Below are 18,606 nucleotides of genomic sequence, written 5' to 3' on the forward strand. Positions count from 1 at the left end.
CGATGACCGACATCCTCAACGCGCTCGTGCTGTTCATGAACTTCGTCGGCGTGCCGGCGCTGGCCTACGGGTCGCAACTGGCGCTGGGGGCGCTGGGGGTGACGCTGATCTTCGGCGTGCTGCGCTTCGCCTTCTTCGCCCATGGCGACCTGATGGCGTTCGGGACCATGGTCACGATCCTCGCCACCTGGGGGCTGCAGGCGATGGGGGTGAGCCTGGGCGTGCTGCCCACCGCGCTGCTGGCGCTGCCCTTCGGGGCCGCCGCCGCGGTGCTGGCGGCGCTGAGCGCGGACAAGGCGGTGTTCGCCTTCTACCGCAAGCAACGCGCGAAGCCGGTCGTGTTCTTCATCGCTTCGGTCGGGGTCATGTTCGTGCTCAACGGGCTGGTGCGCATCATCATAGGGCCCGATGACCAGCGCTTCGCCGACGGGGGGCGGTTCCTGTTCAAGGTCGGCGAGTTCCGCGACTGGTCGGGCCTGTCCGAGGGGCTGGCGATCCGCACCACGCAGGCGTTGACGGTGGTGGCGGCGCTGATCGTCATGGTGGCGCTGTTCCGCTTTCTGGAGCGGACCAAGATGGGCAAGGCCATGCGCGCCTATTCCGACAACGAGGACCTGGCGCTGCTGTCGGGCGTGGACCCGGCGCGGGTGGTGCGCTGGACCTGGGTGATCGCGGCGGTGCTGGCGACGCTGGCCGGCGTGCTCTACGGGCTCGACAAATCCTTCAAGCCCTTCACCTATTTCCAGCTTCTGCTGCCGATCTTCGCCGCCGCGATCCTGGGCGGCATCGGCTCTCCCAAGGGCGCGGTGGTCGGGGCTTACATCGTGGCCTTCTCGGAGGTCATGGTGACCTACGCCTATCGCAAGTTCGCCATGTATCTCGGCCCGCAGGACTGGGCGCCGGAGGGGCTGCTGCAACTGCTGTCCACGGAATACAAGTTCTCGGTCAGCTTCCTGATCCTGGTCGCCGTGCTGGTGACGCGCCCCACGGGCCTGTTCAAGGGGAAGGTGTTTTGAGCGCGGGAACCAGAATCGCCGCCGCCCCGGCCTCTCTCTGGCGGGGGCCGCTGCTTTACGCCGGCATGGCGGCGCTGCTGATCGGCGTGGGCGTGCTGCAGGGCTGGAACGTGGCCCTGTCGATCCTGTGCTTCGGGCTGATCTCGGCGATCATGGCGCTGGGGGTGAACATCGCCTGGGGCTATGCGGGGATCTTCAATGTCGGGGTGATGGGCTTCGCCGCGCTCGGCGGGCTGGCCGCGGTGCTGGTCGCCCAGCCGCCGGTGGCCGAGGCCTGGGCGGCCGGCGGCGCGGGGCTCGGCCTCAGCCTTCTGGCCGTGGCGGTCACGGTCGCGATCATCGTGCTGGTCCGCGCCCGCATGGCGCGGGGCGCGGCGCGGGGCTGGGTGACCGCGGCGCTGATCGGGGCGGGCTACGCCGCCGCGCGCGCGGCCTTCGACCCGGCCGTGGACGCGATCGAGGCGGTGAACCCCGCCTCTCAGGGCTATCTGGGCGGGCTGGCGGCTCCCATCGTGCTGGCCTGGCCGGCGGGCGGGCTGCTCGCGGCCCTCGCCGCCTGGGGGATCGGCAAGACCGCGCTCGGCCTGCGCTCGGACTATCTCGCCATCGCCACGCTGGGGATCTCGGAGATCGTCATCGCGGTCCTGAAGAACGAGGACTGGCTGAGCCGCGGCGTGAAGAACGTCACCGGCCTGCCGCGGCCGGTTCCCTACGAGATCGACCTCCAGGCCTCCGCCGACTTCGTGGCGCGCGCCGCGGCGCTGGGGCTGGACCCGGGCGAGGCTTCGGGGATCGCGGTCAAGGGGCTGTACGCGCTGATGTTCGCCGTTGTGCTGGGCGTGCTGATCTGGCTGGCGGAGCGGGCGCTGAACTCGCCCTGGGGCCGGATGATGCGCGCGATCCGCGATAACGAGACCGCGGCGGCGGCGATGGGCAAGAACATCACCCGCCGGCATCTGGAGACCTTCGTGCTCGGCTCCGCCCTGGTGGGGATCGCCGGGGCGATGATGGTGACCTTCGACGGTCAGTTCACGCCGGCGAGCTACAACCCGCTGCGCTTCACCTTCCTGATCTGGGTGATGGTGATCGTGGGCGGCTCTGGGTCCAACTGGGGCTCGGTGCTGGGCGGGTTCCTGATCTGGTTCGCCTGGGTGGAGGCCGAGCCGCTGGGCCTGTGGCTGGCCGGCGGCGTGGTGGCGCTGCTGCCCGAGGGCTCGGCCGCCGCCGATCACGTGCAGGCGGGCGCGCCGCATATGCGGATGATCTTCATGGGGGTGATCCTGCTGACCGCCATGCGTTTCGCCCCGCGCGGGCTGATCCCCGAACGCACGGGACGCTGAGCGGACGGGACGCCGAGCGGGCGGGCGCCTACTCGCCCGCCTTCTCCCCGGCCCGCAGTTCCGGCACCCCCAGCGCATCGGCGAGCCGCGTGGTGGCCGAGCCCGGTCGCTTGGGCTGCGGCTGGTCGGGGCCGGGCGACCAGCCGGTCAGGGTCACGATTTCGAAGGTCGCGCTGATGCGCTCGGGGTCTCCGGGGGCCGGGAAGCGCGCGGCGTAGATCTCGCAGGCCCGCGCGAGGGTGGCGCGGCGCAGCGGCGTGCGGCGGCGCTGCGCGAGGGCGTTGGTCTCGCCCATGGCGCGCAGGTCGCGCATCAGCGCCAGCGGATCGGCGTAGGTCACTTCCAGACGATCCGAATCGACCACCGGCAGCGCCAGCCCGGCGCGCTGCGCGAGCCCGCCGAGCGCCCGGATCTCGCCCATCGGGGAGACGCGGGGCGACAGCCCTCCCTCCACCTCCGCCTCGGCCTCGGCGAAGGCGGCGCGGAGTTCGGCCAGCGTCTCTCCGCCGAAGCCGCAGGCGATCAGCAGCCCGTCGGGGCGCAGCGCCCGGCGCATCTGGATCAGGGCGCCCACGGGGTCGTCCACCCAGTGCAGGGTCAGGCCGAGGATGGCGAGGTCATGGGCTCCGGGCGCGGCGTCGAGGGTCTCGTCCACGGGGGGCGCGATCTCGGTCAGCCGGCCGATCTTGGGATGGGCGGCGAGGGTCTCGGCCCAGTCCGGCGCGCCGGGCCAGACGAGCAGCGCGTCGGGGAAGTCGCGGGCGACGGCGTCCAGGCGCTCCGCCACGGCCTCGGCGGCGGCGGCGTGCAGGAAGCGGGCGTCGGGCGCGGGCAGCGCGCGGCGGGCGCGACGGGAGAGCCAGAGCGCGCGGTCGAAAAGGCGCGGGGGGGCGTCGGTCATCGGCGGGGCCTCGGCTGGCGGGGGCGTGCGGGCGGAACATCGGGGCGCATCGCGGCGCTGGCGCGGGAGCGCGGGGCCTGTATAGTCGGGGGCGGGACACAGGGGAAGGAGGCCGGCTTTGACCGCGACCCGCATCCTGTTGTCCGTTTGCATCCCGTTTTTCATCCGCCGTTGCGGTTTCCCACCCGCCGCGCCTGCGGGCCGGTCGGAGGCGCCGCGTCGAGGGCGCGAGGGCGGCGCGGTTCCGCCCGCGGCGCGCGGCGATGGCGTGCGGGTGGCCCCGGCCGCCCGGGGGACGGCGCGGGCGGAATTGGCGGGCGGGGCGCGGGCGGAGGCCGTCGGGCCGGGCCTGCGTCAGCGTGAGGCGCGGGAAGCAGGCCGGCGCGCGCAGCTTCCGCGGCCCCGCGCCGCGCCGGAGCGCGAAGACGTCCCGCGGCGCCCATGGAGCGGCGATGCGGGGCAGGGCGGAGGCGCCCGCGAAGCCGCGGGCTTCGTGGTGACGGGGCCGCACGCGGAGACGGCGGGCGCGGCGGGTTCGACCGCGCCCCCGCCGTGTCGCTTCGCCCTGGCGGCGAGCACGACGGCGAGCATGGCGGCGAGCATGGCGGCGGGAGGCCCGGCGGGATGAACTGGTTCGCGAAACGGCGCGCGCAGCCGGACGGCCGGGGCGGGGACCGCGGGGCGGATGCTGTCGGCGAAGGCGGCCGGGCCAAGCCTCCGGACCGATGTCATGCGGGTTCTTCTTGCGGGGGACGCGATGCCGAGGCGGCGTCGGAGGCGGGGGTCCCGGCGATGGCCGGGTTCGTGGCCGGGGACGGGGAGACGTGTCCGCCCGGCGCCCGGTTTCCGCGCGCCGCGGGCGGGACGGCGCAGGCCGCGGGCGCGGGACGCGGCGCCCCCGACGCCTGCGGTCGGGCGGTCGGAGAGGGCTTTCGCGAAACGCAGGCAGCGGCGCCGACCCGGCCGCGGTCTGATGCGGGCGGGCATGGCGATGACGGCGCGCAGGCCGCGCACGCCGACCGCGCCCCCGCCGAACCGGCGCCCGACCCGCTCGCGCCCGACCCTCGCGACACCGATCCGCCCGAGGCGCCGGCCCCCCGCGCCTCCCTCTCCGACCACCTGAGGCGCGTCCGGCTCGCCGCCGCCGACCTGCTCTATCCGCCGCTCTGCACCTGGTGCCGGGCGGAGGTGATGGACCCTCACGCGCTCTGTCCCGCCTGCTGGCGCGAGACCCATTACATCGCCCACCCGCTCTGCGATCGCTGCGGCGCGCCGCTCTCGGGTTCCGAGGACGCGCCGTTCTGCGACCATTGCCTCAACCGTCCGCTCGCCTTCCGCCGCGCCCGCGCCGCGGTGCTGTACGAGGGGGTGGGGCGGGATCTGACGCTGGCCTTCAAGCATGGCGACCGGCTCGACATCGCGCGCCCGGCGTCCACCTGGATGCGCCGCATCGGGCGCGACCTGCTGGACGAGGCCGACTGGGTGACCCCCGTCCCCCTCCACTGGACCCGCCTGCTCAAGCGTCGCTTCAACCAGTCCGCCGAACTCGCCCGCCGCGTGGCCCGCGACGCCGGCCGGCCCTATTGCGGCGACCTCCTGCGCCGGAACCGCGCCACGCCGTCCCAGGGCGGGCTCGGCCGGGACGAACGCCGCGCCAATCTGGAAGGCGCCTTCGCCGTGCGTCGCCCGGACCGGGTGCGCGGCGCGCGCATTCTGCTGGTCGACGACGTCTACACCTCCGGCGCCACGCTCTCGGTCTGCGCCGCGACGCTTCTTGCCGCAGGGGCGCGGCAGGTCGAGGCGCTTTGCCTCGCCCGCGTTGCGCCCGAAGCCGACGGGCCTATATTCTCGCGTATCGAGGAAGAGGATCCGTGATGAAACAGGTGGAGATCTATACCAGCCCGATCTGCGGCTTCTGCGTGCGCGCCAAGCGCCTGCTGGATGCCAAGGGCGTGGCCTATGTGGAGCACGACGTGTTCTCCGAGCCCGGCGCCCGCGCCGAGATGGCCGAGCGCAATCCCGGCGCCCGCACCGTGCCGCAGATCTTCATCGGCGGCGCCGCGATCGGCGGCTGCGACGAGCTGCATGCGCTGGAGAGGACCGGCGAGCTCGACGGGATGCTGGCGGCGTGAGCGTGCTGCGCGCAGGCCTCATCCAGACCTGCGCGGGCGACGTGCCGGCGGAGAACCTCGCGCAGACCTCGGCCCTGATCCGCGAGGCGGCGGCCGAGGGCGCGCAGCTCTGCCTCACGCCCGAAGTGACCAACATCGTCACCTTCTCGCGCAGGCTGCAGGCCGAGATCCTGCGGACCGAGGACGAGGACCCGAGCCTCGCCGCCTATCGCGACCTGGCCGCCGAGCTTGGGCGCTGGCTGCTGATCGGCTCGCTGGCGCTGAAGGCGGAGGACGATCCGGGACAGGCGCGGCCGCGCTTCGTGAACCGGTCCTTTCTCATCGACGCGTCGGGCGGAATCGTCGCGCGCTACGACAAGATCCACATGTTCGACGTGGAGGTGGGGGAGGGCGAGAGCTACCGCGAATCCGCCGCCTACCGTCCCGGCGAACGGGCCGTGGTCGCCGACACCCCCTGGGGGCGGATCGGCATGACCATTTGCTACGACCTGCGCTTCCCCGCGCTCTACCGCGCGCTGGCCGAGGCGGGGGCGGAGATCCTGACCATCCCCTCCGCCTTCACCCGGCCCACCGGCGCCGCGCACTGGCATGCGCTTTTGCGGGCGCGCGCCATCGAGACCGGCTGCTTCGTGCTGGCCCCGGCCTCCACCGGCGAACATCCGGTGATCGCGGCCGCGGGCGGGCGCGTGCGGCAGACCTACGGGCACGCGCTGGCGGTCGATCCCTGGGGGGCGATCCTGTCCGATAGCGGCGAATCGGTCGGGGCGAGTCTGGTCGATCTGGATCTGTCCGAGGTTGCGAAGACCCGGGCGCGCATCCCCTCGCTGGCCAATGCCCGAGGGTTCGCCGCGCCTTGACGCAACGGCCTCAAGGACGGGCGCGGATGTTCCGTTTTGAAACGGAGCCGTTGTCGACAGAAATCCGGATGACGTGAACGGAACCTGCGTTTCGCATGCCGAAATTGTTGACAATGGCGCTTCTGACTCTCATGTTAATCATAAGGCGTTCATAGGAAGGGCGGCATACCCAGCCCCGGCTCCCCAGGCCACATCCCTTCCATTGAGCGTCGTCGCAATCTCCTGGTGTTCAGCCAGGGCTGCGTGGTGCGTAGGGACAGCCGGTTCGCCGGCGCGTGTGTTCAAGTCCCAGACGGTGCAAACCGTTCGGCCGCGGGGGCGCCCCACCCCCGCGGTCTTGCATTTTCGGGGACCCTTCCAGCCGCATCCCTTGACCTGCACGCGTGGACCAGCCGGGCCTCACGCGCCCGCGGGGCGGCGTCGGTATTCCCGCATCGCATCGCTCGGGGCTTGACCTTCCCGTGACTGGAACCCCTATCTCGGGGGCGTCAGTCACAGGAGCGCGCCATGAAGGACGCTGCAATCCACATGCCCCAGGGCCGGTCGGACGGAGGCGCGGACGTCGCCTCGCCGCCGGATCACGCCGCCTTGGGGCTCGAGATCACCGGCATGACCTGCGCGGGATGCGCGGGCCGGGTCGAGCGTGCGCTCTCCGCCGCGCCGGGGGTGGGCGAGGTCTCGGTCAACCTGGCGTTGGAGCGGGCCGAGGCGAGGCCGGCCGTGGGCGCCGCGCCGCTCTCGGCCGCCGCGCTCGCCGCCGCGGTGCGCGAGGCGGGGTTCGGCGTGCGGGAGCGGTCGGCGTCGCTCGACGTCTCGGGCATGACCTGCGCGGGCTGCGCGGGACGGGTGGAGCGGGCCTTGGCGGCGGCGCCCGGAGTGATCTCGGCCGAGGTCAACCTGGCGCTGGAGCAGGCGCGCGTCGCCTATGTCCCGGGCGCGACCGATCCCGCGGCGCTGGCCCGCGCCGCCACCGAAGCCGGCTACCCGGCCCGCCCCGCCGCCGAGGGCGCCGCCCCCGCCGCGCCCGACCGCGACGACGCGCGGCGCGAGCGGGCGGAGCTGATCGCCTCGGCCGCCCTGACCCTTCCTTTCGTGGTGCAGATGATCGCCATGCAAGTCGATCCCGCCCTGCGCATGCCGGGCTGGCTGGAGCCGCTGCTCGCCGCCCCGGTGCTGTTCGGCTTCGGCCGCCGCTTCTTCCGCGGGGCGTGGGGCGCGCTGCGGGCGCGGACCGCCAACATGGATACGCTGGTGGCGCTGGGGGCGAGCGCGGCGTTCTTCTATTCGCTGGTCATGCTGCTGGGCCATGCCGGGCCGGGCCATCCGCACCTGTATTTTGAGGCCGCCGCCGTCATCGTCACCCTGGTGCTGGCCGGCAAGGCGCTGGAGGCGCGGGCCAAGCGCGCCGCCTCCGCCGCATTGCGCGAGCTGATGGCCCTGCGCCCCGACACCGCGCGGGTTCTGCGCGGGGGCGTGGAGACGGACGTGCCCATCGCCGAGGTTTCGGTCGGCGACATGGTGGTCCTGCGCCCCGGCGAACGCGCGCCGGTGGACGGCGTGCTGGCCCGGGGCGAGAGCGAGTTCGACGAAAGCCTGGTGACCGGCGAGCCGATGCCCGTCCCCCGCCGCAAGGGCGACCCGGTGATCGCGGGGTCGGTCAACGGGACCGGCGCGGTGCGCATCCGGGCCGAGCGCATCGGCGCCGACACCACATTGGCGCGCATCGCCGCCATGGTCGCCGGCGCCCAGACCGGCAAGGCCCCGGTGCAGCGGCTGGTGGACCGCATCGCCGCGGTCTTCGTGCCGGGGGTTCTGGCCTTCTCCGCCGCCACGCTGGCGGGATGGCTGATCGCGGGGCAGGGCGCGGACGCGGCGTTTTCGGCCGCGGTCTCGGTGCTGGTCATCGCCTGCCCCTGCGCGCTGGGGCTCGCCACGCCCACCGCGCTGGTGGCGGGGACCGGGGCCGGGGCGCGGGCCGGCGTGCTGATCAAGGACATCGAGGCGCTGGAACGCGCCGCCCATGTGGACCTGGTGGCCTTCGACAAGACCGGCACCCTGACCCTTGGCAAGCCGGAGGTGGCGGAGGTCGCGGTTTTCGACGGCGACGGCGACGGCGACGGCGACGGCGACGGCGATCAGGCCGGGCTCATGGCGCTCGCCGCCGCCGTGCAGCAGGGCTCGGAGCATCCGCTGGGCCGGGCCATGGTCGCCGCCGCCGGCGACGCGCCGCGCGCCGAGGCCGAAGGCTTCCGCGCCGTGGTGGGTGAGGGCGCGGAGGCGCGGGTGGCCGGCGCGCTGATCCGCATCGGCCGCGAGACCTTCGCCGCCCCCGGGGCAAGCCCGGACCAGCAGGCGCGCGCCGCGTCCATGGCCGAGGCCGGCCGCACCGTGGTCTGGATCGCGCGCGACGGCCGCCCGCTGGGCCTGATCGCCCTGACCGACGCCGTAAGGGAGGACGCGGCCGAAGCCGTGGCCGCCCTGAAATCCCGCGGCATCGCCACGCTGATGCTGACCGGCGACGCCCGCCCGGCGGCGCAGGCCGTGGCCGCGCGGCTCGGCATCGACGAGGTTCGCGCCGGCATGACGCCCGAGGGCAAGGCCGCCGCGATCGCCGAGCTCTCCGCCGCGGGCCGCCGGGTCGCGATGGTGGGCGACGGCATCAACGACGCCCCCGCGCTCGCCGCCGCCGAACTGGGGGTGGCCATGGGCGGCGGCGCCGACGTGGCGATGGAGACGGCGGGCGTGGCCCTGATGCGCCCCAGGGCCATGCTGGTCGCCGACGCCATCGACATCGCCCGCGCGACCGGACGCAAGATCCGCCAGAACCTGTTCTGGGCCTTCGCCTGGAACGCCATCTGCCTGCCGGTCGCCGCCGCGGGCCTGCTGGACCCGGCGGTGGCGGGGGCGGCGATGGCGCTCAGCTCGGTCTCGGTCGTGTCGAACTCGCTGCTGCTGGCGCGCTGGACGCCGCAGGCTGCGGGCAGGGGGAGCGTGACATGAACATCAAGGACGCCGCCGCGGCCTCCGGCCTGCCGGCCAAGACCATCCGCTACTACGAGGAGATCGGGCTGATCCGCCCGGTCCGGTCGGAGAACGGATACCGGGATTTCTCGGAGGCCGACGCGCACAAGCTGACCTTCCTGGCCCGGGCCCGCGGCCTCGGCTTCGCCATCGAGGATTGCCGGGCGCTGCTGGCGCTATGGGAGGACCGGGACCGCGCCTCGGCGGATGTGAAGCGGCTGGCGGAGGCGCATCTGGACGAGATCGACCGCAAGATCGCCCAGCTGACCGGCCTGCGCGCCAGCCTCTCGGACCTGGTGAGACGCTGCCATGGCGACGGGCGGCCCGACTGCCCGATTCTCACCGACCTGGCGCGCATGGGGACCGGCGCGTCCTGACCTCGACGGCGTGGGCCGGGGCCGACCCTGGGCGAAATTGCCATTGAACGCGGGTCGCGAGGCGCAATCACAGGTTGATTATCCTGCGCAGGAGGGGCGAAGCTGGGACGATGCGTGCGGACGGTGTAATGTTATACTATCCCATGTCATTGAAATTTCACGCCTCTTCCGGTCGCCTCGCTGCTATCGGAGCCTCATCTTATTCCGGATCGGGAGAGCGAAATGCTCCGCAACACCGCCGCTTTCGCCCTGGCGCTCACCGCGCTCGGCGCCTCCGCCAATGCGCAGACCGCCGATCTGCCCCAGGCCGGCAGCGCCTGGTTCGCCGACGGCAAGTCGGTCATCGACGCGCGCCTGGCCCAGCAGCCGATCGCCAAGCGCGCGAAGAACGTGATCCTCTTCGTCGCCGACGGCATGGGGGTGGGCACCAACTTCGCCATCCGCGTCTTCGACGGCCAGCAGAAGGGCATGCTGGGCGAGGAGAACGTCCTCCCCTATGAGACCTTCCCCAACGTGGCGCTGGTCAAGACCTACAACATCAACGCCCAGACGCCGGATTCCGCCCCCACCGCCGGCGCCATGAACACCGGCGTGAAGCAGCGCTTCAACCTGATCAACCTCGGTGAGAACGCCATCACCAAGGACTGCTCCACCGAGGCCGACAACGCGCTCACCACCTTCGGCGAGATCGTGCACGACATGGACAAGTCGGTGGGCATCATCTCCACCGCCCGTCTGACCCACGCCACCCCCGCCGCGGTCTACGCCAAGACCGCCTATCGCAACTGGGAGGACTCCGCGCCCGAGGGCTGCATGGACATCGCCTCCCAGCTCGCCGCCGCGATGAATTCGGGACTGATCGACGTGGCGCTCGGCGGCGGTCGCCGGCACTTCCTGCCCAAGGAGACCACCGACCCCGAGGGCAAGACCGGCCGCCGCAAGGACGGCAAGGACCTGGTGGCCGAGATCACCGCCGGCGGCGCCCAGTATGTCTATGACGACGAAACCGCCCGGGCCGCGAAGCTCGACGGCACGCCGCTGCTGGGGCTCTTCGAGTCGAGCCACATGAAGTACGAATACGACCGCACCGGCGAGCCCTCGCTGGCCGAGATGACCGAAATGGCCATCACGTCGCTGTCGACCAACGCGAACGGCTATTACCTCGAGATCGAGGGCGGCCGGGTCGATCACGCCAACCACGCCGGCAACGCCTTCCGCACCGTGACCGACGGCGTGGCCTTCGCCGAGGCCGTGGCCAAGGCCATCGAGATGACCGATGAGCAGGAGACCCTGATCATCGTCACCGCCGATCACGAGCATTCGATCGCCTTCAACGGCTATTGCGGCCGCGGCACCCCGATCACCGGCCTGTGCTACGGGGTGGATGACCAGGGCGTGAAGCATTCGGACGAGCTGGTGACGGCCGACGATGGCAAGCCCTATCCGGTGATCGGCTACCTGAACGGCCCGGGCTCGGTGCTGGTGAAGCAGGAAGACGGCTCCTACAAGGGCGAGCGGCCGGACCTGACCCAGGAGCAGGCGATGGACCCGGAATACGTGCAGCAGGCGCTGCTGCCCAAGTCCTCCGAGTCGCATTCGGCCGAGGACGTGGTGGCCTGGGCCAAGGGCCCCTACGCGCACCTGCTGGGCGGCACCATCGAGCAGAACGTGATCTTCCACATCATGATGCACGCCGTCACCGCCGAGTGATCGCGGCCCGACCTGCCGGAGGGCCGCGCCGCGCGGCCCTCCGTTGTCCGTTCCCGGATCCGACCCGACCCCGCCGGAGACCCGCATGATCGACCGCCGCCGCCTTCTCGTCCTGCTCGCCATCGCCGCGGTGTCCCCGGCGTTGCGGGCGCGGGCGGCGGAGACGCTGCGGATGCGGGATCTCTATGAGAAGGACCTCAGTTTCTCCGCCCTGGCGCGGGAGCTGGAGGGGGCGCGGGTCGAGGTCTCGGGCTTCATGGCGCCGCCGCTGAAGGCGCAGAGCCGGTTCTTCGTGCTGACCAAGCGCCCCATGGCCGTCTGCCCCTTCTGCGAGAGCGAGGCCGAGTGGCCCGACGACATCCTCGCGGTCTTCGCCAGCCGGGTTGTGGACGCGATCCCCTTCAACGTGCCGATCCTGAGCGGCGGCGTGCTGCGCCTGGGCGCGCATACCGACGCCGAGACCGGATTCGTCAGCCGCGTGAGGCTGGAGCGCGCGACGGTCGCGCGGGCATGACCCGGCCCTTCGCGCCCGCGCGTTTCGCCCCGGCAAGGGCGGCGGGCGCCTTCGTCCCCGATCTGCTTCTGGAGAATGTCGAGGTGCTCGCCCCCGACGGCCGCCCCATCCTGCGGGTCGCGCGGCTGGAGGCGCCGGCGGGGACCGCGCTGGGCATCCGCGGTCCCTCGGGCGCGGGGAAGTCCACGCTTCTGCATGTGGTCGCGGGACTGCTGCCGGTGGCCTCGGGCCGGGTGATGTGGGGGGACGCGGACCTGGCCGCGATGACCGAGCCCGCCCGCGACGCGTTCCGACGGGCGCGGCTGGGCCTGATCTTTCAGGATTTTCTGCTGTTCGAGGAACTGTCCGCCCAGCAGAACGCCGCCATCGCCGCCGCCTGGGCTCCGGCGCGGGATCGCGCGGCGATCCGGGCGCGGGCCGAGGCGCTGCTGGATCGCTTCGGGGCGCCGGGGGACCGGGACGTGGCCTCCATGTCGGGGGGAGAGCGCCAGCGGGTCTCGGCGGCCCGCGCGCTGGCCTGCGACCCGGCCGCGATTCTCGCCGACGAGCCGACCGCGAGCCTCGACCGCGAGAACGCCGACCGGCTGGCCGGCGATCTGCTGGCCATGGCGCGCGAGGCCGGGCGCACGCTGATCGCGGTCAGTCATGACCCGGCGCTGATCGCGTCCATGGACCAGGTGGTGCAGGTGGTGGACGGCGAGGTGCGGGGATGATCGCGGCGCTGGAAACCGCCTGGCTCGACGCCTCCCCCGCCGTGCAGGACGCGCTGCGGCTGGCGCTGCTCCTGGTCCCCGCGCTGGTCACCGGCGCGCTGGCGCTGCGCGGCCAGGCGCCCGGGCCTTTGGTGCGGGCGCTGCTGCTGCGCTTTCGATGGACCAACCTGCTGTTCGCGGGGCTGATGGCGCTGTCGGTCGGGCTCGGCGTCGCGCTGATCGCGCAGGAACGCGCCATCCGCGAGGGCTCGGCCCGCGCCGCCGATCCGTTCGACATTCTCGTCGCCGCGCCGGGGGACGAGATCGGGCTGATGCTTTCGGCCGTCTATCTGCAACCCGCCTCGGCCCCCTTGCTGGGGGGCGACGTGCTGGATCGGCTGCAACGAGACGACCGTCTCACGCTGATCGCCCCGCTGGCCTTCGGGGACAGTCACGCCGGCGCCCCGGTGGTCGGAACCACCGCGGCTTTCCTCGACCGCATCGGCGGTCCGCTGGCCGAGGGGCGGGTCTGGGAGGCCGCGCATGAGGCGGTGATCGGCGCGCGCTCCCCGCTCGCCCTCGGCGACGAGATCGCGCCCGCCCACGGCGCCGGCTTCTCCGCCGATCCGCAGGCGCATGACGGCGCGCATCTGACCGTGGTCGGGCGTATGGCGCCGACCGGGGGGCCGTGGGACCGGGCCGTGGTGGCGCCGGTGGAATTCGTGTGGGCGGTCCATGGCCTCGCCGACGGCCATGCGCCGGGGGCGGAGCGGCTGGGCCCGCCTTTCGATCCGGACCATTTCCCCGGAACCCCGGCCTTCGTGATCTCGACCCGGACGCTGGCCGGCGCCTATGCCGCGCGGGCGAGGCACACGGACGCGACCTCCATGGCCTTCTTTCCCGGCGCCACCCTGTCGCGGCTGCACCTGCTGCTGGGCGACCTGCGCGAGGCGATGTCGCTGATGGCGCTGGCCGCGCAGGGGCTGGCGGCGGCGGGGGTTCTGGGCGGGCTGGTGGCGCTGACCAGGCTCTTCGCCCGCCGCTTCGCGCTGCTGCGGGCGCTGGGGGCGCCGCGGCGTTTCGTGCTGGCGGTGGTCTGGGCCTATGCGGCGACGCTGATGGGCGCGGGCGCGGTCCTGGGCCTCGCGGTCGGGGCGGTGGGGGCGGAGGCGCTGGCCGGGCTGGTCTCGGCGCGCACCGATCTCGCGCTGTCCGCCGGGATCGGCTGGGCGGAGGCGCATCTGGCGGCCGCCGTGTTCTCGCTGACCACCGTGCTGGCGCTGGTCCCGGCCCTGGCCGCCTATCGGCGCAGCCCCGCCCTGGACCTGCGCGCGGGGTGAGCCCCGCCGGCCCGCGCGCCGCGGCCGCCCCTCCGCCTCCCGCCCACATGCCTCCCCCCCGCGCCTCCGCCCTTGCCCCGCGCAGTCGCGGAGGCCATACCCCCCAAAACCGCGGTCCGCGACGCCGCAGGGGCGTTGACCCGCCCGTCCCTGCGCCTAGCTGACCTTCGCCGACCCGCGAGCGATCCGCGCGCCGCGGGACCCTCGCCGCAGATCCGAAGGGCCGACCCATGCTTCAGCGCGCCTCCCAGACCGCAGCCGAGAAAGACGCCCCCGGCGAGGGCCGCCTCGCCCACGCGCCCGCCGATCATCCGCCCCAGCCGCGGGCGAAGATCGGGGTGATGCTGGTCAATCTCGGCACCCCCGACGCCACCGACTACTGGTCCATGCGCCGCTATCTGGGCGAATTCCTCTCGGACAAGCGGGTCATCGACCTCAACCCGTGGTTCTGGCAGCCGCTGCTGCAGCTGGTGATCCTGACCAAGCGCCCGTTCTCCTCGGGCGAGGCCTATCGGGGGATCTGGAACAACGATCTGGACGAGAGCCCGCTGCTGACCACCACCCGCGCCCAGACCGAGGCGCTGGCCGGGCGGCTGGAGGCGGATCTGGGCGGCCGGGTGCTGGTGGATTTCTGCATGCGCTACGGCAACCCCTCGACCGAGAGCCGGGTGCGGGCGATGCAGGAGGCGGGCTGCGAGAAGATCCTGTTCTTCCCGCTCTATCCCCAATACGCCGGGGCCACGACGGCCACCGCCAACGACGCCTTCTTCGCCGCGCTGATGAAGCTGAACTGGCAGCCGGCGAGCCGCACCGTGCCGCCCTATGCCGATCACCCGCTCTATATCGAGGCGCTGGCCCGGTCGGTGGAGCGCGCCTATGCCGGCATGGACAGGCGGCCGGACGCGCTGGTCACCTCCTATCACGGCCTGCCCAAGCGCTACCTGACCGAGAAGGGCGACCCTTATCACTGCCAGTGCGCCGCCACGACGCGCCGGCTGCGGGAGCGGCTGGGCTTCGCGAAGGAGGAGGTGGTGCTGACCTTCCAGTCCCGCTTCGGGTCGGAGGAATGGCTGCAGCCCTACACGGTCGAGGAAGTCGCGCGGCTGGCCGAGGCCGGCAAGAAGCATATCGCGGTGATGGCGCCGGCCTTCTCCTCCGACTGCGTGGAGACTCTCGAAGAGATCAACGAGGAGATCAAGGAGGCCTTCGTCCATGCCGGCGGCGAGCGCTTCGACTACATCCCCTGCCTGAACGATCATCCCGACCACATGGAGATGATCGAGACCATCGTGCGCAACGAACTCCAGGGCTGGATCTGAGCACGGCTTAGCCCAGGCGGCGCGCATCGGGCCGGAGGGGGGCGCTGGGGGCAGGGGGCGCCGCGCCCGAGCCTGCGCCAGGCCGGACGGTCGCGCCCGCGGCGCAAGGCGAACGCGGCGCGGGCGTCGAGGTCGCCCTGGTCCCGGGCGGGAGGATCCCTCGACGCCCGTCCGACATGTCCCGGCGCCGCGGGCGGACCGGCGCGGCCTGGCGCGCGCCCCGACGCGGCGCCTTCGCCGGCCTGCGCGCGTTCCCGGGCCCCTGGTTTGATCCTCGCCGCGGCGTCGCTACATGAAGAGGCGCAGCCCCGATCCCGCGGGGCGCCGAAAAGGAGCCCGTCATGGAATTTCTCGCCATCCCCTGGATCGTCGCCTTCGGCCTCGTGGTCTGGTGGGCCTCCGTCTGGGGACGCTCCGTGCTCTGGGCGGTGATCGGGGCGATCTTTCTCACCCCGCTCATCTGGGGCATCGTGCTGCTGATCCTGGGTCCCGACCGCGCCGACGCCTGATCCCGCGAGGGGGGGGCGAGGGCGGCGGGCGCGTCCGCGCGGCGCCCGGCGATTGACCTGACCGGCGGCGCCGGTAGGCTGCGCGGCGCAGGCGCGGGATCCGCGCCCGAGCCCGCCCCGAATGCCGGCCGACCCGTTCGCCGGCCCGCCGCACCCCCGCAGGAGCGCCCATGCCCGACACGACCGACTTCGGACCCGCGCTGGCCGCGGCCTGCCTCTATGCCGGGCTCAACGCCCTGATCGCGGTCTGGCTCTCGGTCCGGGTGGTGCGGCTGCGCCGGTCGCGCAGCCTGTCCCTCGGCGACGGCGGGCAGCCCGACGCCCAGCGCGCCATCCGCGCCCATGGCAACTTCGTCGAATACGCGCCGCTCGGCCTGGTGCTGGTCACGCTGACCGCGCTGACCGGGGCGCCGCCGCTCGCCGTGCATCTGCTGGGGCTCTGCCTCACCGCCGGCCGTCTCTGCCACGCCTGGCATTTCGTGTCGGCCAACCCGACGCTGACCACCCGCGCCGCGGGCATGATCCTGACCTATGCCGCGCTGGCTCTCGGAGGCCTCGGCCTCGTGGGCCACGCCCTGACCGAACTGTGAGACCCGAAATGAAGGATGCCGGAGCCGATATCGGACCCGATGGCGCCGCGGTGTGCCACGCGCTGCTCGACGCCGCGAAACGCGCCGGGGCCGAGGCCGCCGACGCCGTGGCCGTCGCCGCCGAGAGCGTCAGCGCCGATGTGCGCGGCGGCAGGCTGGAGCAGGCCGAGCGCGCCGAGGGCGTGGATGTCGGCCTGCGCGTGCTGATCGGGCGGCGGCAGGCGACGGTCTCGGCCTCCGACGCCTCGCCCGAGACGCTGCGGGTGCTGGCCGAGCGCGCCGTCGCCATGGCCCGCGCCGCGCCGGAGGACCCGTGGTGCGGTCTGGCCGAGCCCGGCCAGCTCACCGACCGCCGCGACGCCTCCGGCCTCGATCTGGCGGACCCCGCCGATCCGCCGAGCCCCGCGACGCTGGAAGCCATGGCGCGGGAGGCCGAAGCCGCCGCGCTCGCCGTGAAGGGCGTCGCGCAGGCCGAGGGGGCGGGCGCGTCCTGGGCCCGTCGCCGCCTGCATCTGGCGGCCACCAACGGCTTCGCCGGCAGCCATGAGCGAACCACTTCGGGCCTCTATGTCTCGGCCATCGCCAGCGAGGGCGTGGGGATGGAGCGCGACTACCGGGGCGAGAGCCGCCGCCGCGCCGCGGACCTGCCCGACGCCGCCGGGATCGGGCGGGAGGCCGGCGAACGCGCGGTCTCCCGCCTCAACCCGCGCCGGGCCCCGACGGGCGCCTGGCCGGTGATCTACGACCGGCGGGTGTCGTCGTCGCTGGTCGGGCATCTGATCGGAGCGGCCAACGGGGCCTCGGTGGCGCGCGGGGGCTCCTGGCTCAAGACCCGGATGGGGGGGCAGGTGATCCCGAAGGGGCTGGACATCACCGAGGACCCGCTGCGCCCGATGGGCGCCGCCTCCCGCCCCTTCGACGCCGAGGGGCTGCCCGTCGCCACCCGCGCCTTCGTCGAGGACGGGGTGCTGAAAAGCTGGGTGCTGGACCTGGCCGCCGCCCGCCAGCTGGGCCTCGCCTCCACCGGCAACGCCATGCGGGCGCCGGGCTCCACCCCCTCGCCGGGGACCACCAACCTGCGGCTCACGCAGGGAACCCGCACGCTCCAGGCGCTGATGGCGGAGATGGGGACCGGGCTTCTGGTGACCTCGATGATCGGCGCCTCGATCAACCCCAATACCGGGGATTACAGCCGCGGCGCCTCGGGATTCTGGGTCGAGGGCGGCGAGATCGCCTATCCGGTGAACGAGATCACCATCGCCGGGAACCTGAGCGAGATGCTGGGCTCGATCGTTCCCGCGAACGATGCGGAGGAGGAGCGGGTCTCCGTCGTCCCCTCGCTGCTGGTGGAGGGGCTGACGGTTGCCGGGGCCTGATCGCGGGCAGGGGGGCGCAGGGCCGCAGGCGCAGGACGCGGCGGATCTGGCGCTGCTGGTCTCCGCCGCGCGGGAGGCGGGGCGCATCGCCATGCGCCATTTCCGCTCCGACCCCGAGGCGTGGGAGAAGGACGGCGGGCAGGGGCCGGTGTCGGAGGCCGATCTGGAAGTGGACCGGATGCTGCGGTCCGAGCTGGGCATGTCCCGGCCCGACTATGGCTGGCTGTCGGAGGAGACCGAGGATTCGGGCGAGACCCGCGCCCGCCGCCTCGCCTCGCGCCGCTGCTTCATCGTGGACCCGATCGACGGCACCCGCGCCTTCCTGAAGGGGGAGGAGACCTGGGGCCATGCGCTCGCGGTCTGCGAGGGGGGCGAGATCCGGGCCGGGGTGATGTTCCTGCCGGCGCGGGGCGTGGTCTACGCCGCGGCGCTCGGCGGCGGCGCGACCATGGACGGGGCCCCGATGGCGCATTCGGGGCGCACCGAGATCAAGGGCGCCGACGCGCTGGTCACCCAGGCCGGGATGCGGCCGGAGCGCTGGATCGACGGGCCGCCGCCGGTGAACCGGCATTTCCGCGCCTCGCTGGCCTATCGGCTGTGCCTGGTGGCGGAGGGGCGGTTCGACGCCTCGATCTCCGTGGGCGGGGTCTGGGAATGGGATGCCGCGGCGGGAGACCTGATCCTGGCCGAGGCGGGGGCGGCGGTGTCCGACGCCGCGGGCGCGCGCCCGGTCTACAACCGGCCGGAGCCCCGGCTGGCCGGCCTGATCGCCGCCGCGCCGGGCGTGCATGGCGCGATTCTCGCGCGGCTGGCGCCGGGGGGATAGCGGGGCCGCGCGCCCTGCCTCCGTCCCGCCGGTCCCGCCCCCGAACCGCTTGCGCCGCGCGCCTTTTGGCGCGTAGCTGACGCTGC

The 18,606-nt window shown here is 73.4% G+C and carries 17 protein-coding genes; 16 read left to right on the forward strand and 1 reads right to left on the reverse strand.

Annotated elements, in window-relative coordinates:
* Window positions 1-2: 2 nt before the first annotated feature.
* Window positions 3-1,016, forward strand: coding sequence for a branched-chain amino acid ABC transporter permease (locus BLV24_RS03305; RefSeq protein WP_092679690.1), 1,014 nt, complete (start codon window positions 3-5; stop codon window positions 1,014-1,016).
* Window positions 1,017-1,081: 65 nt separating this feature from the next.
* Window positions 1,082-2,356, forward strand: a complete 1,275-nt coding sequence (locus tag BLV24_RS03310) for a branched-chain amino acid ABC transporter permease (RefSeq protein WP_092680250.1) — start codon at window positions 1,082-1,084, stop codon at window positions 2,354-2,356.
* 28 nt (window positions 2,357-2,384) lie between these two features.
* On the opposite strand, the gene BLV24_RS03315 is transcribed toward BLV24_RS03310, so the two are convergent.
* Window positions 2,385-3,257 carry a methyltransferase domain-containing protein gene (locus BLV24_RS03315; RefSeq protein ID WP_092679691.1) on the reverse strand — a complete coding sequence of 291 codons (873 nt, stop codon included), beginning with the start codon at window positions 3,255-3,257 and terminating at the stop codon, window positions 2,385-2,387.
* 792 nt (window positions 3,258-4,049) lie between these two features.
* On the opposite strand from BLV24_RS03315, the gene BLV24_RS22345 reads away from it, so the two are divergent.
* The 14 genes from BLV24_RS22345 to BLV24_RS03385 all read left to right on the forward strand — a co-directional run bounded on the left by BLV24_RS22345 (window position 4,050) and on the right by BLV24_RS03385 (window position 18,520).
* Window positions 4,050-5,132: a ComF family protein gene (locus tag BLV24_RS22345; RefSeq protein WP_245710361.1), complete on the forward strand. Its 1,083-nt coding sequence runs from the start codon at window positions 4,050-4,052 to the stop codon at window positions 5,130-5,132.
* Window positions 5,132-5,389 (forward strand): glutaredoxin 3, encoded by a 258-nt coding sequence (gene grxC, locus BLV24_RS03330; RefSeq protein ID WP_092679693.1) that lies wholly within the window; start codon window positions 5,132-5,134, stop codon window positions 5,387-5,389. Before BLV24_RS22345 ends, grxC begins: the two co-directional genes overlap by 1 nt.
* 5 nt (window positions 5,390-5,394) lie before the next feature.
* Window positions 5,395-6,246: a carbon-nitrogen hydrolase family protein gene (locus BLV24_RS03335; protein WP_092680252.1), complete on the forward strand. Its 852-nt coding sequence runs from the start codon at window positions 5,395-5,397 to the stop codon at window positions 6,244-6,246.
* A 507-nt stretch (window positions 6,247-6,753) separates the two neighbouring features.
* Window positions 6,754-9,246, forward strand: coding sequence for a heavy metal translocating P-type ATPase (locus BLV24_RS03340; protein WP_245710363.1), 2,493 nt, complete (start codon window positions 6,754-6,756; stop codon window positions 9,244-9,246).
* A complete protein-coding gene (cueR, locus tag BLV24_RS03345; protein ID WP_092679695.1) occupies window positions 9,243-9,644 on the forward strand; it encodes a Cu(I)-responsive transcriptional regulator in 402 nt (133 codons plus the stop codon). Before BLV24_RS03340 ends, cueR begins: the two co-directional genes overlap by 4 nt.
* Before the next feature lie 222 nt (window positions 9,645-9,866).
* A complete protein-coding gene (locus BLV24_RS03350; protein WP_092679696.1) occupies window positions 9,867-11,354 on the forward strand; it encodes an alkaline phosphatase in 1,488 nt (495 codons plus the stop codon).
* An 85-nt stretch (window positions 11,355-11,439) separates the two neighbouring features.
* The gene (locus BLV24_RS03355) at window positions 11,440-11,868 is read left to right on the forward strand and encodes a hypothetical protein (protein WP_092679697.1); all 429 of its coding nucleotides are present in this window, start codon (window positions 11,440-11,442) and stop codon (window positions 11,866-11,868) included.
* Window positions 11,865-12,581, forward strand: a complete 717-nt coding sequence (locus BLV24_RS03360) for an ABC transporter ATP-binding protein (protein ID WP_092679698.1) — start codon at window positions 11,865-11,867, stop codon at window positions 12,579-12,581. The genes BLV24_RS03355 and BLV24_RS03360 overlap by 4 nt, the downstream gene beginning before the upstream one ends.
* A complete protein-coding gene (locus BLV24_RS03365) occupies window positions 12,578-13,900 on the forward strand; it encodes an ABC transporter permease (RefSeq protein ID WP_176954602.1) in 1,323 nt (440 codons plus the stop codon). The genes BLV24_RS03360 and BLV24_RS03365 overlap by 4 nt, the downstream gene beginning before the upstream one ends.
* Window positions 13,901-14,130: 230 nt before the next feature.
* Window positions 14,131-15,219: a ferrochelatase gene (gene hemH, locus BLV24_RS03370; protein ID WP_092679699.1), complete on the forward strand. Its 1,089-nt coding sequence runs from the start codon at window positions 14,131-14,133 to the stop codon at window positions 15,217-15,219.
* 341 nt (window positions 15,220-15,560) lie between these two features.
* Window positions 15,561-15,728, forward strand: a complete 168-nt coding sequence (locus tag BLV24_RS21870) for a hypothetical protein (protein ID WP_176954603.1) — start codon at window positions 15,561-15,563, stop codon at window positions 15,726-15,728.
* Between the two features lie 170 nt (window positions 15,729-15,898).
* Entirely contained in the window at window positions 15,899-16,318 is a 420-nt protein-coding gene (locus tag BLV24_RS03375; protein ID WP_092679700.1) for an MAPEG family protein, read from the forward strand.
* A gap of 8 nt (window positions 16,319-16,326) precedes the next feature.
* Window positions 16,327-17,694 (forward strand): TldD/PmbA family protein, encoded by a 1,368-nt coding sequence (locus tag BLV24_RS03380; RefSeq protein WP_092679701.1) that lies wholly within the window; start codon window positions 16,327-16,329, stop codon window positions 17,692-17,694.
* Window positions 17,681-18,520, forward strand: a complete 840-nt coding sequence (locus BLV24_RS03385; protein ID WP_281242869.1) for a 3'(2'),5'-bisphosphate nucleotidase CysQ — start codon at window positions 17,681-17,683, stop codon at window positions 18,518-18,520. Before BLV24_RS03380 ends, BLV24_RS03385 begins: the two co-directional genes overlap by 14 nt.
* Window positions 18,521-18,606: the final 86 nt, after the last annotated feature.

It is taken from the genome of Albimonas donghaensis, from assembly GCF_900106695.1.
Lineage (GTDB): Bacteria > Pseudomonadota > Alphaproteobacteria > Rhodobacterales > Rhodobacteraceae > Albimonas > Albimonas donghaensis.